Origin of the sequence: Belliella pelovolcani (assembly GCF_900156785.1) — a bacterium.
GTDB classification, from domain to species: domain Bacteria; phylum Bacteroidota; class Bacteroidia; order Cytophagales; family Cyclobacteriaceae; genus Belliella; species Belliella pelovolcani.
Genome location: NZ_FTOP01000005.1, coordinates 99,402 through 115,554, shown reverse-complemented (window position 1 = coordinate 115,554; position 16,153 = coordinate 99,402). Strand labels below are relative to the sequence as shown.

Below are 16,153 nucleotides of genomic sequence, written 5' to 3'. Positions count from 1 at the left end.
TGGGTTGCGACCCGGGGTTCCGCCACGACGGACAAGATATTCAAGGTTTAACCCTTTCAGGGTTGTTTTCACTATTTTATGTAAAATACCTTCTTGATTTATGAAAGAAGACTTCGATTTGACTCATTATACTTTCATTTTAATAACTTTAATTCTGAAGACCTTCGAGGTCTAGAAGACCTCAAAGGTCTCTTGAATCTTGTGTCTTATGTCTTTCCTCTACCTTACCCCTTTCTCAAACTCCTCTATCTCAGTTTTTAGATTTAAGAGATAGTCGATGTCATCAAAACCATTCTTCATATTTTCCTTTTTATAGGAATTGATATCAAAGGTTTCGGATTGACCTGTACTCAAAAGGGTGATTGTCTGCTTGTCAATATCCACTTCTACTTCAGTGCTAGGATCTGACTCAATTGCTGAGAATAATACCTCTGCAAATTCAGGTGTAATCGTCACAGGAAGTACTCCGATATTCAGACAATTATTTTTGAAAATATCAGCGAAAAAGCTAGATACAACACATCTAAATCCATAATCATAAAGCGCCCAAACGGCATGTTCTCTACTAGAGCCCGAGCCGAAATTTCTCCCCGCCAATAATACCTTGCCAGAATAAGTAGCATCATTCAGCACAAAATCTGCTTTTGGATTGCCTTCTACATCATATCGCCAATCTCTGAAAAGGTTGTCTCCAAAACCTTCACGCTCCGTAGCTTTAAGAAATCTTGCGGGAATGATCTGGTCGGTATCCACATTTTCAGTTGGTAATGGGACGACCGTAGAAGTCAATACATTAAATTTATCGTAAGCCATTTTTTCTAATTTTTTTAATTAAAGCACTTCTCTAGGGTCACATATCTCTCCTGTCACAGCGACCGCAGCCACTGTCAATGGACTGGCAAGCATTGTTCTTGCACCTGGCCCTTGTCTTCCCTCAAAGTTCCTGTTGGACGTAGACACAGCATATTTTCCTGCGGGGATTTTATCATCATTCATGGCTAGGCATGCAGAGCATCCTGGCTGTCTCAATTCAAAACCAGCTGCCTCTAGAATCGCCACCAAGCCTTCTTCATAAGCCAGCTTCTCTACTTCCCTAGAACCTGGCACTATCCAAGCGGTAATGTTCTCTGCTTTCTTTTTGCCTTTGACAAATTGTGCTACTGCCCTGATGTCTTCGATACGGCCATTGGTACAACTGCCCACAAAGACAAAATCAACTTTCTTGCCTTTGATTGCTTCTCCAGGTTGGAAACCCATATAGTCAAGTGACTTTAAGTAAGTCTTCTTATTGCTACCTTCCATGCCATCGGTGGTTGGAATGTTACCGACTACTTTGATCCCCATTCCGGGATTGGTGCCATAAGTGATCATCGGCTCAATATCTGCTGCATCGAAGCTATATTCCTTGTCAAAAGTCGCTCCTTCATCGGTCTTGAGTAACTTCCACTCACTTACTGCAGCTTCCCAATCAGCTCCTTGAGGCGCATACTGCTTCCCTTTCAAATAATCAAAAGTAACTTCATCTGGTGCAATCAATCCACCCCTTGCTCCCATCTCTATGCTCATATTGCATATAGTCATTCTGGCTTCCATGCTGAGACTTTGAATAGCAGTACCTGCATACTCTACAAAATAACCCGTCGCACCTGCAGCTGAGATTTTTGAAATAATGTATAGAATAATATCCTTAGAAGTCACTCCAGCACCAAGTTCACCATCGACTGTGATACGCATCTTCTTTGGCTTACTCTGCATGATACATTGTGTAGCGAGTACCATTTCCACTTCTGAGGTACCGATACCAAAAGCTATTGCACCGAATGCCCCATGGGTTGAAGTATGGCTATCCCCACAGACGATGGTCATACCTGGTTGGGTAATGCCCAACTCTGGCCCAATCACGTGTACGATACCATGATGGGCAGTCCCCAAGTCATGCAACTCAATACCATGCTTCTTGCAGTTGTCTCTTAGTTTTTCGACCTGCATTCTAGACAACTTGTCCTTGATAGTCTTGTCCTGATCGATGGTGGGTACATTGTGGTCAGGAGTACCTACTGTCCTATTGGGATACAAAACTCCTACGCCACGCTTCTCTAGATTGAGAAAAGCAACTGGGCTGGTCACTTCGTGGATAAAATGCTTATCTATGAAGAACACATCAGGACCATCAGGTACTGACTTGACCACATGAGCATCCCATACTTTATCAAATAATGTTTTCTTTTCCATGTTAGGCTACTGTCACTTTATTTTTGACGGGTATTTTATTGAGTGCATCGACAAACGCCTGAGCTGATGCCAATACTATATCGGTATTTGATGAAAATCCATAGTAAGGAACTTTGCCTTGCATGATCCGCATGTGCACTTTGGCTACATCATCACTTCCAGCAGTGATCGCCTGAATCAGGAATTCCTCCAATTCAATCTCTGGTTTCACAATTTTTTCGATGGCTTTGAGTACTGCATCTACTGGCCCATTCCCTGTAGATGATGCATGATGAGATTGATCTCCGAGTTTCAATTTCACTTCTGCTTGGATTGATCCATTAGACTGATAGCTCACTTGCTCCAATTCTATCAAAGTAGAATCATCGATATATTTGCCTACTAGTCCCATCAGATCCTTAGGCCCTATATCTCTCTTGGAATCTGCAAGGACGAGAAAGTCTTCATAAACTTCCCTCAATGCCTCCCCTTCCAATACTACCCCGAGTGCATCCAAGTGGTGTTTCAAGGCGGCTCTTCCACTTCTAGCGGTCAAGACGATGGATGACTCATGTACACCAACTTCCTTAGGATCAATGATTTCGTAATTTTCTCTATGTTTCAATACACCATCTTGATGAATCCCAGAGGAGTGTGCAAAGGCATTTCTACCTACTATGGCTTTATTTGGCTGCACGGGCATATTCATCAACTTGGAAATCAACCTGCTAGTCTCGTAGATCTTAGGGGTGACAATACTCGTTTCCACAGGAATATCATGGTGGCACTTGATCGCCATGACCACTTCTTCCATAGAGGTGTTTCCAGCTCTTTCACCGATCCCATTGATCGTCACTTCTACCTGCCTTGCCCCATGCTGCACACCTGAGATGGTATTTGCTGTCGCCATTCCCAAGTCGTTATGGCAATGCGTGGCGATGATAGCTTTGTCAATATTGGACACATTTTCCTTCAAATATCTGATGATACCACCGTATTGCTCTGGCAAAGTGTAACCTGTGGTATCGGGAATATTGATCACGGTAGCGCCTGCTTTGATAGCTTGCTCAACTATACGTGCAAGAAAATCCTTCTCTGCCCTACCTGCATCTTCAGCATAAAACTCTACATCCTCCACATACCGCTTGGCATATTTGACTGCTCTGACAGCCCGCTCAATGATATCTTCAGGTGTAGATCGCAATTTGTATTGAATATGGTAAGGAGACACACCAATACCAGTGTGAATCCTTCCCTTTTTGGCATATTTGAGCGCTTCGGCAGCTACTTCAATATCCTTTTCCACAGCTCTAGAAAGGGCGCAAATAATCGGATTGGATACTGCCTTGGAGATTTCTACTACTGAATTGAAATCTCCCGGACTAGATATTGGAAATCCAGCTTCAATGATATCAACACCTAGTTCTTCTAATGCCTTAGCGACCACGATTTTTTCACGGGTATTCAATTGACAACCCGGCACCTGTTCCCCATCTCGCAGGGTGGTATCGAATATCCATAGCTTTTCACTCATAACTTAATTATTTTCTGGTCTCAACTTTCTGACGACAGCACCTGCTTGCCACATTTCTGATTCTCTCAATTCCTTCAACTCCTCTTCCAACTTGACCCTGTAATCTGACTTACTGTTGGAGTCTATTGACTTTTGAGCCTCTTTACCTGTCTTGACTGAATCGTATAATTGCTCAAACACGGGCTTGGTAGCATCTCTGAATGGCTTCCACCAATCCAAAGCACCTCTCTGAGCCGTAGTAGAGCAGTTGGCATACATCCAGTCCATACCATTTTCAGCTACCAGTGGCATCAAGCTCTGAGTCAATTCTTCCACAGTTTCATTGAAGGCTTCAGATGGAGTATGACCATTTGCTCTCAATACTTCATATTGTGCTGCAAAGATCCCTTGGATAGCACCCATCAAGGTACCTCTTTCTCCAGTCAAATCGGAGGTCACTTCTCTGTAGAAATCTGTTTCGAACAAATATCCAGAACCAACACCTATACCAAGTGCCACGACTCTATCTTTTGCTTTGCCTGTTCCATCTTGGAAGATGGCATAGGAAGAGTTCAAGCCTCTACCTTCTACAAACATTCTTCTCAGAGATGTACCTGAACCCTTTGGAGCTACCAAGATCACATCCACATCAGCAGGAGGGACAATACCTGTCTTCTCCTTGTAAGTCACTCCAAATCCATGAGAGAAATACAAGGCTTTGCCAGGTGTCAAATATTTTTTCACCATGGGCCATAGTGCAATCTGCCCAGCATCAGAAAGTAAAAACTGAATGATAGTTCCTTTCTCACAAGCTTCTTCCAATTCAAACAAAGTCTCTCCAGGAACCCAGCCATCTGCAACAGCTTTATCCCATGTCTTGGAATCCTTTCTTTGACCTACGATGACATTGAAGCCATTGTCTTTCAAGTTCAGTGCCTGACCAGGCCCCTGCACACCGTATCCCAGTACTGCGATCACTTCGTCTTTTAGTACTTCTCTAGCTTTTTCCAAAGGGAACTCCTCTCTGGTTACTACATTTTCTTCTACTGATCCAAATTTCAGTTTCATAGTTATTGGTTTTTATAAGGTTTGATGATTTAAATATTCTGATACGGAAAATCTAGGCTTTGCTATGGCCACTCGACCAGACCTAGAAAACTCAAGCAAACTGTAAGGCTTCAATGTCTCTAACAAGGCTTGAGTATCTTCTTTGTGTCCTGTGAATTCGATGACCACAAATTCCTTTTCTGCGGCAATGATATGGGCATTGTACTGTCTGATCACTTTCTCAAGGCTAGCGTCTAGACTATCTATGGGCAGTTTGTAGAGTGCTATTTCCTGATAGACTACTTCCGAGTCTTTGAAGTAATAAGCCTTAATCACATCAGTGATCTTCTCGATTTGCTGCACCAAGTGTATGATCTGTGCCTCAGTCACGGTACATTCGATGGTGATCTTATGGATTCCATCCAGTCTACTTTCAGAAGCAGTCAATGCATCGATATTGATTCCTCTTCTAGTGAAGATGATGGTGATCCTATTGAGGATACCGATAAAATTCTCAGTGTAGATTAATATGGTGTAACGATTCATATAAGCCTAGTTTAGCTAAGTCTCACTTCTTCTACAGAGCATCCTGTAGCGATCATTGGAAATACATTGTCTTCTTTCTCTACTACTACTTCCAAGAAGTAGGGACCATTGTGGAGTAGCATGTCTGCAATTGCTTCACTGAGATCCTCTCTCTCTTCTACTTTGACTGCTTTGATTCCATAAGCATCAGCCAGCTTGATAAAGTCCGGATTATCCAACTCAGTGAATGAATACCTCCTATCGAAAAACATTTGCTGCCACTGTCTCACCATGCCGAGGAAATTATTATTGAGCAAGACAACTTTAACAGGTGCCTTAGTCTGCATAATGGTACCTAGCTCTTGGATGGTCATTTGTATTCCGCCATCACCTACCACACAGATCACCTGCTTGCTATAATCAGCCATCTGAGCACCCAATGCTGCTGGTAATGCAAAACCCATGGTGCCTAATCCGCCTGAAGTAACCTGTGTCTTACTTTTCTTATAATTGAAATACCTCCAGGCGATCATCTGATGCTGTCCTACATCTGTCACCAGTACCGCATCATCTGCTTTGTATTGATTGATATAGCGAATGACTTCCCCCATGGTCAAGCCGGTCTTGGTCGGCGATAGGTCATGATTGATCACAGATTCTTGCTCTAGGAGTTCCAACTCTCTGAATTTCCCCAACCATTCTTGGTGGCTGTTTTCCTGGACAGCATCTATCAATAAGGACAAACTCTCTCTACAATCACCCAATACAGGAACTTCGCATTTGACATTCTTATTGATCTCTGCGGGGTCTAGCTCTAAATGGATGACTTTAGCTTGCTTGGCGTACCTAGACAAATCACCCGTCACCCGATCATCAAACCTCATCCCTACGGCGATCAAGACATCGCACTGGTTAGTCAATAGATTAGGTGCATAATTACCATGCATACCCAGCTTCCCAACATATGCCGGATGATCTTCTGACAATGCCCCCGAGCCTAGTAAAGTAGATGCTGCAGGAATACCTGTTTTGTCCAAAAATGCTTTCAACTCCAATTCGGCTTTCCCAATAATCACACCTTGACCAAAAAGGACATAAGGTCTTTCTGCTTGATCGATCAATGCAGCAGCCTGAACTATCGCTTTTGGATCTACTGGAAAAAAAGGTCTATAAGATCGGATACTCAAGCATGGCACATAATTGAAAATCCCAGCTTCTACCTGAGCATTTTTTGTAATATCAATCAGTACTGGACCTGGCCTACCTGATCTGGCGATATGAAACCCCTTAGCAATAGCGGGAGCAATATCCTCAGCCCTTCTGACTTGGATATTCCACTTGGTCACAGGCATAGAAATCCCAACTACATCAGTCTCTTGAAAAGCATCCGAGCCTAAGAGATGCGCTGCCACTTGTCCTGTGATGCAAACGAGCGGGGTACTATCTATCATTGCATCTGCCAAACCAGTGATCAGATTGGTCGCCCCTGGGCCTGAGGTGGCCAAAGCCACGCCCACTTTTCCTGATACACGTGCATAGCCCTGCGCCGCATGAATTGCTCCTTGCTCGTGGCGTGTCAGTATATGCTTGATCTGATCGTGGTAATCATATAGCGCATCATATACAGGCATGATGGCTCCTCCTGGATAGCCAAAAATGTGCTGCACACTTTCAGCTATCAATGATTTCACTACGATATCTGCTCCTCTTATCATGGTGTTGGAATTGATTATTTATCTGTCACACAGCCTTCAGAAGCTGTAGACACCAATTGATTGTATTTCTTCAAAGTACCTTGCAAGTCACTCAAGTCTTTGTTTTTCCAAGACTTCCTTCTTGAGGCAAACTCCTCTTCACTTACATCACAGCTCAATGCTAAGCTATCAGCATCGATGGTGATCTTATCTCCATCTCGGAGCAAACCAATAGGTCCTCCCAGATAAGCTTCTGGAGTCACATGTCCTACTACAAAACCATGCGTACCTCCTGAGAATCTACCATCAGTAATCAAGGCTACATCTGAACCCAGACCTGCACCTATGATCATTGAGGTTGGCTTTAGCATTTCAGGCATTCCAGGCCCTCCTTTTGGCCCTATGAACCTGATGACGATCACTTCGCCCTTATTGACTTGCTTGTTTTTAATTGCTTCATTGGCCTCTAATTCTGAATCAAAACACCTTGCAGGACCTGTAAATGACTTTCCTTCCTTCCCTGAAATCTTGGCCACAGAGCCTTCTGGAGCTAGATTACCTTTGAGTACACAGAGGTGACCCGTGGCCTTCAATGGCTGTTCCAAAGGATGGATCACATTCACCACAGATGGTACGACAGGATTTATGTCAGCAAGATTCTCAGCCAAAGTTTTTCCTGTGACTGTGAGACAATCGCCATGTAACAGGCCATGATTCAGTAAATACTTCAAAAATGCTGGCAAGCCACCCTGCTCGTGCAGATCTTCCATCATGAATTTACCTGAAGGTTTGAAATCACCCAATAATGGAGTCTCATCGTTGATCCTCTTGAAATCCTCAAGTGTGAAGTCTACACCGGCCGTCTTGGCAATAGCAAGTATATGTAGCGCCGCATTGGTACTCCCTCCTAAAGCTACTACCACCCTTACTGCATTCTCCAAACTCTTTCGAGTCACAATGTCCTTGGGGGTGATATTTTTCTCTAAGAGTATCTTGATATATTTGGATGCTTCCTTGCATTCGGCTAGTTTCTCAGGGCTATCTGCTGGACTCGATGATGAATAAGGTAAGGACATTCCCATGGCCTCTATGGCAGAAGACATGGTATTGGCGGTGTACATACCACCACAAGCACCAGCACCAGGGCAAGCGTTTTGAATGACCCCCTGATAATCAACATCATTCATCTCTCCTTTGACACGCTTTCCGTAAGCTTCAAATGCTGAGACAATATTTAATTTCTCTCCTTTATAATTACCTGATCGGATAGTACCACCATATACCATGATGGAAGGTCTATTGATCCTCAGCATTCCCATCACCGCTCCGGGCATATTTTTATCACATCCAGCTACGGCAACACATGCGTCAAATGAATGCCCCAAAATAAACGACTCTATGGAATCAGCGATGATTTCCCTCGAGACCAAGGAGTATCGCATCCCAGAAGTTCCCATAGAGATCCCATCCGAAATTCCAATGGTATTAAAAACCAAACCGGTCAGATCATGTGCTTTGGTGGCATCTTTGATCAGACCGGCGAAGTCATTGAGGTGCATATTGCAGGGGTTACTTTCATAGCCACAACTGGCCACCCCTACGAAAGGCTGATTCATCTGTTTGTCAGACATACCCGTAGCATACAGCATGGCCTTGCCTGCGGGATGTTCTTCGTTTTGACTGATTTCCCAACTGTATTTTTTCAAACTCATGGGTCTAATAGGTTTATTTAATAGGCGGTTATAAAAAAAGTGCCTCACTTGTATGAGGCACCTAGATTTATATGGTTGTGTGAATGATATAGTCTAGCGCCTCATTGCTTTCCAATAATGAGAATTAGGAATCCAATAAAGATGACTAGACGTGACATGCGGTTATTTTTAATTTCAATCAACGATACAATATTAAAGCCCATTTTCGATACTTACAATATTTTAATTGTTTTTTTACGATAAACACAATCTTTTAGCGCTGTATTTAATTATTTTATAAAAATTTTGAAGATATTTTTTAACTTAATTCAAAATAAAATTTCCAATTTATTGAAATTGTTTAAAAATTTTTAAATAAAATCTGATTTTTCATAATCAGCAACAAAATATGCATTTTGTTAATTTTTTTATAATGATAAAATTTATTAAGCAATTATAATTTAATAAAATGCATGTTTTATTGAAAAGGAAAAATAAGCGTTTTCAGAATTTTATATTGTTTGTATTCCAAAAACAATGGTTTTTTTAAGAATGAGTTAATTTTGATCAGGAATTTTTAATTTCGGCACATGATCAGTTTCCCAAATGCAAAAATCAATCTTGGCTTGCATATCACAGCCAAAAGAAAAGATGGTTATCACGATATTGAAACCTGTATGGTTCCCATCCCGCTTTATGATGCACTTGAAATCATCTTGGATAAAAAAACTACTTTTACGAGTACCGGCCTACCAATTCCTGGCTCTGATAAGGACAATTTGATCATGAAGGCCTTGAAGCTTTTTCGAAAAGACTTCAATGAACTACCTCACCTCAATATCCATCTACACAAAAATATCCCAATGGGCGCCGGACTTGGAGGAGGATCAGCTGACGCCGCTTTTGCACTGAAACTGATGAACAATCTCTTTGACCTTCATTTAGAAGATTGGTTCTTGGAAGATTACGCTGCGCAGTTGGGGAGTGATTGTCCATTTTTTGTAGAGAATACTCCAAAAATCGCGACTGGAAGAGGAGAAATCCTAGAACCTATAGACCTTGACCTCAAATGTACGCACCTGCTATTGATCAATCCACAAATCCATATTGGAACCAAAGAAGCTTATGCAGGCGTGACCCCAACCGCCCCCGCCGTGGATCTGAAAGCAGTACTTGCAGACCGAAGTCGCTGGAAGGATGAATTGGTCAACGACTTTGAAGCCAGCATCTTCCCTCGATATCCAGAGATTGCAGCTATCAAAACCAAACTCTATGAAATGGGTGCTTTCTACGCTGCCATGTCCGGATCAGGATCAACAGTGTTTGGGTTATTCGATAAGAAAGTCAATAATGGGAGTTGGAATGAAGGTTACTTTGTATTTGAGGGAGTGATGTAATAGAGGTCGTATATATTTCACGTCAGATTTATATTTCAATGTCGTTTAGTTTAGGGTAAATTTCCAAAGTTCAGATTTGTAAACAATGGTTGTATTTACTTTTAACACAACTTTGGAAAAGTTTAAATTCAACTTGTAGTTTTATCTAAACGACATTGATTTATATTTCATAAATATATTTTGTATTTTTATTTCAAATGTAAAAATATGACAAATTCACAAGCTCACTTCCAAATGACTTATTGGAAATGCTCGACGAGCATGCCAAGAAATTAGAGATTCCTAAAAACAAGCTAATTGAAAAAGCATTGAGATTATACCTTGAGCATCTCAAAAGAGCTGCCTATGTAAAATCATATAGTCAAGCCAAAGAAGACAAGGACATGATCAATTTGGCAGAAGAAGGGATGGCGGAATATTTCAAGCAGATAGAAGATGAAACAAGGTGAAATCTGGTATGCTAATCTGAATCCTAGTAAAGGTTCTGAGCAAGCTGGCTTTCGTCCAGTAGTCATTATCAGCGGAAACTTACTCAATAAACACCTCAAAGTAGTCATCACTGTTCCTTTGACTTCCAAAATAAAAAATTATCAAGGCAACCCAATTTTAATCCCTGACACGACTAACAACCTGAGGGAAATATCTGAAATGATGGTATTTCATAATCGCTCCATTTCGAAAGAGCGCTTGGTGGAAAAAATCGGTAAAATTTCAGAGAAGGATCTGCAAATAGCTTTGGCAACTTTGGGAGATATTATTACGCTCTAGCATTCAACAAACGTGACCAATACCATACACCGATCGTCAAATTTTTAGAATAAAAGGCCAATGCTAGGAGTCAGGCCAAAAAACAGTGTTCCTATCAAAAATTGTTTGGATAAAGCGCTTGAATTTTAGCGATTGAAATTAATTCTACTTCATCGATAAAATTAAAGGATATAACAATTTTGATCAAAAAGGTAAGTTAAGAAATGTGCCTATTAATTAGAAGGTTATCACTTTAAACAAACCCCACTAGTTCAACTTTTGTCTCACACCCCCAACACCCTCTTAGCTTGCCTTCTCCTATTGAAATAATTGAACACTGGATAGAGCAATACTGAAATCAAAATAATCAAAGTTCCCAGATAAAAACCAGGTGTCATCTGCTCCTTTTCTCCAAAAATCAATACCGCCAATACGATTCCGTAGACTGGCTCTAAATTTACCGTCAGGTTGATCGCAAAAGCTGTCAATCTGCGCATCAACTCCACCGAAACAGAAAAAGCGTACACAGTACAAACCCCACCCAATAGGAATAACCAAAACCAATCCCAACCTTGTGGAATCAGTTGCAACCCCGCTCCTTCTGTGAAAAAAGCAGCATAAAAAGGCATAAATAAAACTGAAAATATGCAAGCTCCCAGCATTTCGTAAAATGTCAAAACATAAGGAGAATGCCTCTTGGTCAGCCTGCCATTGATCACTGTAAAGATCGCTGCAATCAATGCCGATGCTACCGCCATACTCAGTCCGAGCCAGTAACCACCCTCAAAGCTGAATACCACATATAGCCCTGATATCACCATCATGCCAAGCAAGATTTCGAACCACTTGATTTTGGATTTATTGACCATCGGCTCTATAAAAGCTGTCCAAAGCGAGGTAGTCGCCATACCTGCAAGACATACAGATGCGGTAGAAACTCGAGCAGCCCAGAAAAATAAAATCCAGTGTAAACTGATCAAAAAACCAGTCCCTATTACTTTACCTAACTCCTGCTGAGACAATCTGACTTTTTGCTTCTTCACCAAAAACACCAAACCCAAAAAACCACTCGCTAGCAAAGTCCTATAAAAGACAATCTCCACTGATGGAATACTGATGAGCAATCCCAGTATTGCAGTAAAGCCCCAAATCACCACTATGAAATGAAGCATCAAATAATCTTTGATCGTAGCGTTCTGAAGCATGACTACCTAGGCACTGTTTTGTATAAGACCAAACCTGTGACTGCAAAAACAACATTAGGCAACCAAATCGCTAAAATCGGATAAGTCGTACCGGCTTCTGCAAAAGTACGAGACAGCAAAAACAAAATGATGTATACAAAGGCCAACATAAAACCTAGTGCAATCTGAAAACCAGAGCCACCTCTGGTCTTTTTGGATGAAAGAATCACTCCTATAAACGTCAGAATTACAGCAGCAAATGGAGACATATACCGCACATAGCGCTCGATTCTATAATAATTCACATTATCAGCACCTCGATCTTCTAAAATCTGTATTTGTCTACTCAACTCTGGCAAGGTCAAGGTTTCGTGATGATTGGAAGGCAAATCAAAATCATCTGGTCGAATAGACAACAATGTGTCCAGATTATCTCCTGTCGTGTAATCTTCCCCTCTTTCATGCAGCACACGCATTTTCCAGTTTTTGGCTGTCCAGGAGTTGATTGCAGTATCCCAGACTATCCTATCTGCAGAAAGCTTAGCTACCAATTCTCCATCTCTGATTTGCTCAAGTGTGAAATTGTACCCCATATTTCCAGAAGGATAGTACCTAGAAATATATGCATACACATCTGGGGCTACTTTGATATGAATATTGGATTCATTGTAAAACTTCGTCTCTTCCAAGTAGCGGGTCTTGAATTCCGTCACTCCTGCTGTCGCTCCTGGAAGCACCCATCCGTTTAATAAAAAACTAGCTGCTCCAATCAAGGAAGCCCCTATAAAAAAAGGCAGAAGCATCCTGATAAAAGATGTCCCTGAACTCAGGATCGCAACGATCTCGGTACGTCCTGCCATCTTAGAAGTGATAAAGATCACGGATATAAAAACCGTAATCGGAGTCAGCAAATTATTGAGATAAAGGCCATAATTGGCCATATACTTCAGGATCTCAGAAGCTGGAACTTTATTACGGATAAATGCATCATTCTTCTCAGTAAAGTCTAAGACTAAGACAATAAGGATCAACATCAAAACCACGAAGAAGTAGGTTTTGAGGAAATCCTTGATGATGAGTTTATCCAACAGTTTCATTTACAGCCTTGTACTTACTTTTTTGACCATTTGATCTTTCCAAATGGCAAATTCCCCAGTTTTGATTTTTTCTCTTGCCTGACCTACTAGCCAGAGGTAAAATGCCAAATTATGAATACTTGCGATCTGAGCAGCTAGAATTTCCTTAGCAATGGTCAAGTGTCGCAGGTATGCTTTGGAATAGAAGCTACTTACATAAGAGTTGATCCCTGGATCAATAGAACTGAAGTCATCTTTCCACTTTTCATTCCTGATATTGATGATCCCTTCCGAGGTAAAAAGCATGCCATTGCGGGCGTTTCTTGTAGGCATCACACAGTCAAACATATCTACGCCAAGCGCTATCCCTTCTAAAATATTAGCTGGTGTACCAACACCCATCAAGTATCTTGGCTTATCCTTTGGCAAGATATCCGTCACCATATCTGTCATCTCGTACATCATCTCAGCAGGTTCTCCCACCGATAGTCCTCCGATAGCATTCCCTTCTCGGTCACAAGAAGCGATAAACTCTGCTGACTGCTTCCTCAGATCTTTGAAAACTGAGCCCTGTACGATGGGGAATAAAGTCTGACTATAGCCATACTTCCCCTCAGTACTATCAAAGCGCTCAATGCAGCGCTTCAACCAGCGATGTGTCATTTCCATGGAATTTCTGGCGTAGCCAAACTCACAAGGATAGGGCGTACATTCATCAAATGCCATGATGATATCTGCACCAATTGTACGCTGAATGTCCATCACTCCCTCAGGCGAAAACACATGCTTTGAGCCATCAATATGGGACTTGAACACTACCCCTTCTTCTGTGATCTTTCTGGTTCCTGCTAGTGAAAACACCTGATAGCCTCCACTATCTGTCAAGATCGGCTTGGACCAGCCATTGAATTTATGTAAGCCACCAGCTTTTTCCAAAACATCTAAGCCTGGGCGGAGGTAAAGATGATAAGTATTGCCTAGAATGATCTGTGCTTTGACATCATAAGTCAATTCACGCTGATGAACAGCTTTGACCGAGCCAGCAGTCCCTACAGGCATAAAAATAGGGGTTTCTATATCCCCATGATCTGTTTTGACGATTCCAGCCCTCGCTTTAGATTGAGGGTCTGTATGTTCTAGTATAAATTTCATCTTAAGATTTTCGGCACTCAGAATTCAATATACGGATATTGCTCTTACTAGATCAATCCGCCCACAAAAATATAAGCTTATTCTTGAATTGAATGCTGATTTTGCTTTTATATTTGCCCATTAAACCCTTTCAGAATGATCAACGAGATTTTGTGGATAGTATTTTTAGCAGCTACGGCGGTACAATTGATTTATATCCTATTTATTTTTAGCAGGTTGGCATTTTTCAAAATTAAAAATACTGAAAAATCTAACCTTGTTAATCCAGAAGGTGTGACAGTAATTGTTGCAGCGCACAATGAAAAAGAAAACCTCAAAAAACTGATCCCTATACTCTGCTCACAGGATTACCCTAACTACGATGTCATGGTGATCAATGATCGTTCTTTTGACGGAACAAGGGTGCTTTTGGAAAAGATGATGGCGCAGTATCCTCAGTTGCGTACTGTGACAGTCAAGTACACGCCAGATCATGTGACATCGAAGAAATATGCGCTTACTTTGGGTATCAAAGTAGCCAAAAATGATGTACTTCTCCTCACTGATGCAGACTGTATTCCACAAACTGATCAGTGGATCAAATTGATGACAGCCCCTGTTAGGGAAGAGGGCAAAACCTTTGCACTGGGTTATGCGCCATACGAGAAGGATAGGGGACTCTTAAATCAATGGATTCAATTTGAGACAATTTGGACAGCACTACTCTATTTTTCTTTTGCACTATGGAAAGCACCATTTATGGGGGTTGGAAGAAATCTTTGCTATCGCAGGGGCTTCTTTATGGAGAAAAAAGCTTTTAAAGACCTATGGCAAATTGATTGTGGAGATGATGACCTTTTTATCAACAAGTATGCAAATGGGAAAAACACAGCTGTAGTCATCACCCCAGATAGTATCACTTTATCCAAACCAAAAAGTACTTGGAAGAATTACTTTACGCAGAAGAAAAGGCATTTTCATGCTGGTAAATATTACCGAGGTAAAGACAAACAAAAAATCGGGCTTTACACCTTTTCCCATCTCTTATTTTGGATCACAGGAATAAGTTTATTGATTTTTTTAGGTCTAGCCGAAAAATGGGAACATTTTGCAGTGATTCTTGGTATAATTACCGTGAGATCATTGATGCTCACTTGGGTATTCACATCGGCAAGGAAAAAATTGCAAGGAATAGGCAAAGTGTATTGGCCAATATTTTCTGATGTCATATATCTGGGGTATTTTTGGATCATAGGCACATTAGGGTACCGTTCAAAAACAGTTAGATGGAAGTAAATTCAAGAGGTTTTTCAAACAAGGCATTAGAGGACTTTGATCTGATCGATCAAGCCGTAGATCAGAAAGATCAGCAAGCCTATGCTGCATTGATGAAGCGCTATAAAAAAGCTGTGTACTTTATGATCTTAAAAATGATCAGAGATGCAGACGATGCTGAAGACCTCACGATGGAAGCTTTTGCCAAAGCTTTCAAAAACCTTCACAAATTCAAAAAAGACTACACTTTCAGTACTTGGCTTTTCAGAATCGCCACAAACAACACCATAGACTTCATCAGAAAGAAAAAACTCAAAACCATGAGCCTCAACACCACGCTCAGTGATGATGGTGGTAATGCTGTAACAATCGATGTGGAAGATGATGACAACAATCCACAGGATGAGTTTATCAAGTCTCAAAGGATTGAGATGGTGCGTGTATTCGTAGACAAGCTCCCTGCCAAATACCGCAAATTGGTAGAGTTACGCTACTTCCAAGAACTCTCCTACGACGAGATTGCACAAAAACTTGACAAACCCCTAGGCACTGTCAAAGCCCAATTACATAGATCCAGAGAACTGCTTTTTGAGATCGCTTCAGGAAAGGAGAAGCATATTTGATGATAGAACGCGGATAACACAGATTGAGAAGATTTACAC

The 16,153-nt window shown here is 41.4% G+C and carries 14 protein-coding genes and 1 pseudogene; 5 read left to right on the top strand and 10 right to left on the bottom strand.

The genetic code is table 11. From position 1 onward, the window contains the following. Nucleotides 1-219: 219 nt before the first annotated feature. The 7 genes from leuD to ilvD are packed head-to-tail and all read right to left on the bottom strand — an operon-like array spanning nt 220 to nt 8,702. Nucleotides 220-813: a 3-isopropylmalate dehydratase small subunit gene (gene leuD, locus BW935_RS07505; RefSeq protein ID WP_076500133.1), complete on the bottom strand. Its 594-nt coding sequence runs from the start codon at nt 811-813 to the stop codon at nt 220-222. A gap of 18 nt (nt 814-831) precedes the next feature. Beyond that, the gene (gene leuC, locus BW935_RS07500) at nt 832-2,232 is read right to left on the bottom strand and encodes a 3-isopropylmalate dehydratase large subunit (protein ID WP_076500131.1); all 1,401 of its coding nucleotides are present in this window, start codon (nt 2,230-2,232) and stop codon (nt 832-834) included. A 1-nt stretch (nt 2,233) separates the two neighbouring features. Continuing rightward, entirely contained in the window at nt 2,234-3,745 is a 1,512-nt protein-coding gene (locus BW935_RS07495) for a 2-isopropylmalate synthase (RefSeq protein ID WP_076500129.1), read from the bottom strand. Between the two features lie 3 nt (nt 3,746-3,748). Further along, nucleotides 3,749-4,792: a ketol-acid reductoisomerase gene (ilvC, locus tag BW935_RS07490; RefSeq protein WP_076500127.1), complete on the bottom strand. Its 1,044-nt coding sequence runs from the start codon at nt 4,790-4,792 to the stop codon at nt 3,749-3,751. 12 nt (nt 4,793-4,804) lie between these two features. Continuing rightward, a complete protein-coding gene (gene ilvN, locus BW935_RS07485; RefSeq protein WP_076500117.1) occupies nt 4,805-5,317 on the bottom strand; it encodes an acetolactate synthase small subunit in 513 nt (170 codons plus the stop codon). 11 nt (nt 5,318-5,328) lie between these two features. After that, on the bottom strand, nt 5,329-7,011 hold the full coding sequence (ilvB, locus tag BW935_RS07480; protein WP_076500115.1) for a biosynthetic-type acetolactate synthase large subunit: 1,683 nt from the start codon (nt 7,009-7,011) through the stop codon (nt 5,329-5,331). A gap of 14 nt (nt 7,012-7,025) precedes the next feature. Then, nucleotides 7,026-8,702, bottom strand: a complete 1,677-nt coding sequence (ilvD, locus tag BW935_RS07475) for a dihydroxy-acid dehydratase (RefSeq protein WP_076500112.1) — start codon at nt 8,700-8,702, stop codon at nt 7,026-7,028. A 569-nt stretch (nt 8,703-9,271) separates the two neighbouring features. Between ilvD and ispE the strand changes: the two genes are divergently transcribed. From ispE to BW935_RS07460, 3 genes and pseudogenes are all read left to right on the top strand, one after another. Beyond that, entirely contained in the window at nt 9,272-10,078 is an 807-nt protein-coding gene (ispE, locus tag BW935_RS07470; RefSeq protein ID WP_076500110.1) for a 4-(cytidine 5'-diphospho)-2-C-methyl-D-erythritol kinase, read from the top strand. Nucleotides 10,079-10,302: 224 nt separating this feature from the next. Continuing rightward, nucleotides 10,303-10,527 (top strand): annotated as a pseudogene (locus tag BW935_RS07465) (ribbon-helix-helix domain-containing protein); the annotation flags it as partial. Then, complete coding sequence (locus BW935_RS07460) at nt 10,514-10,846, top strand: type II toxin-antitoxin system PemK/MazF family toxin (RefSeq protein ID WP_076500106.1); 333 nt, start codon at nt 10,514-10,516, stop codon at nt 10,844-10,846. The pseudogene BW935_RS07465 and the gene BW935_RS07460, both read left to right, overlap by 14 nt. A gap of 263 nt (nt 10,847-11,109) precedes the next feature. Here the strand turns inward: BW935_RS07460 and BW935_RS07455 are convergent, their stop codons facing one another. Genes BW935_RS07455 through tgt form a run of 3 tightly spaced genes read right to left on the bottom strand, consistent with a single transcriptional unit; the run spans nt 11,110 to nt 14,237 of the window. Further along, nucleotides 11,110-12,030 carry a DMT family transporter gene (locus BW935_RS07455; RefSeq protein WP_076500104.1) on the bottom strand — a complete coding sequence of 307 codons (921 nt, stop codon included), beginning with the start codon at nt 12,028-12,030 and terminating at the stop codon, nt 11,110-11,112. Between the two features lie 2 nt (nt 12,031-12,032). Then, nucleotides 12,033-13,106 carry an LptF/LptG family permease gene (locus tag BW935_RS07450; RefSeq protein ID WP_076500102.1) on the bottom strand — a complete coding sequence of 358 codons (1,074 nt, stop codon included), beginning with the start codon at nt 13,104-13,106 and terminating at the stop codon, nt 12,033-12,035. Beyond that, complete coding sequence (gene tgt / locus BW935_RS07445; protein ID WP_076500100.1) at nt 13,107-14,237, bottom strand: tRNA guanosine(34) transglycosylase Tgt; 1,131 nt, start codon at nt 14,235-14,237, stop codon at nt 13,107-13,109. A 135-nt stretch (nt 14,238-14,372) separates the two neighbouring features. Between tgt and BW935_RS07440 the strand changes: the two genes are divergently transcribed. Both BW935_RS07440 and BW935_RS07435 read left to right on the top strand, forming a co-directional pair. Further along, complete coding sequence (locus tag BW935_RS07440) at nt 14,373-15,512, top strand: glycosyltransferase (protein ID WP_076500098.1); 1,140 nt, start codon at nt 14,373-14,375, stop codon at nt 15,510-15,512. Continuing rightward, nucleotides 15,503-16,114, top strand: coding sequence for an RNA polymerase sigma factor (locus tag BW935_RS07435; RefSeq protein ID WP_076500096.1), 612 nt, complete (start codon nt 15,503-15,505; stop codon nt 16,112-16,114). The genes BW935_RS07440 and BW935_RS07435 overlap by 10 nt, the downstream gene beginning before the upstream one ends. The last annotated feature ends 39 nt before the right edge of the window (nt 16,115-16,153 follow it).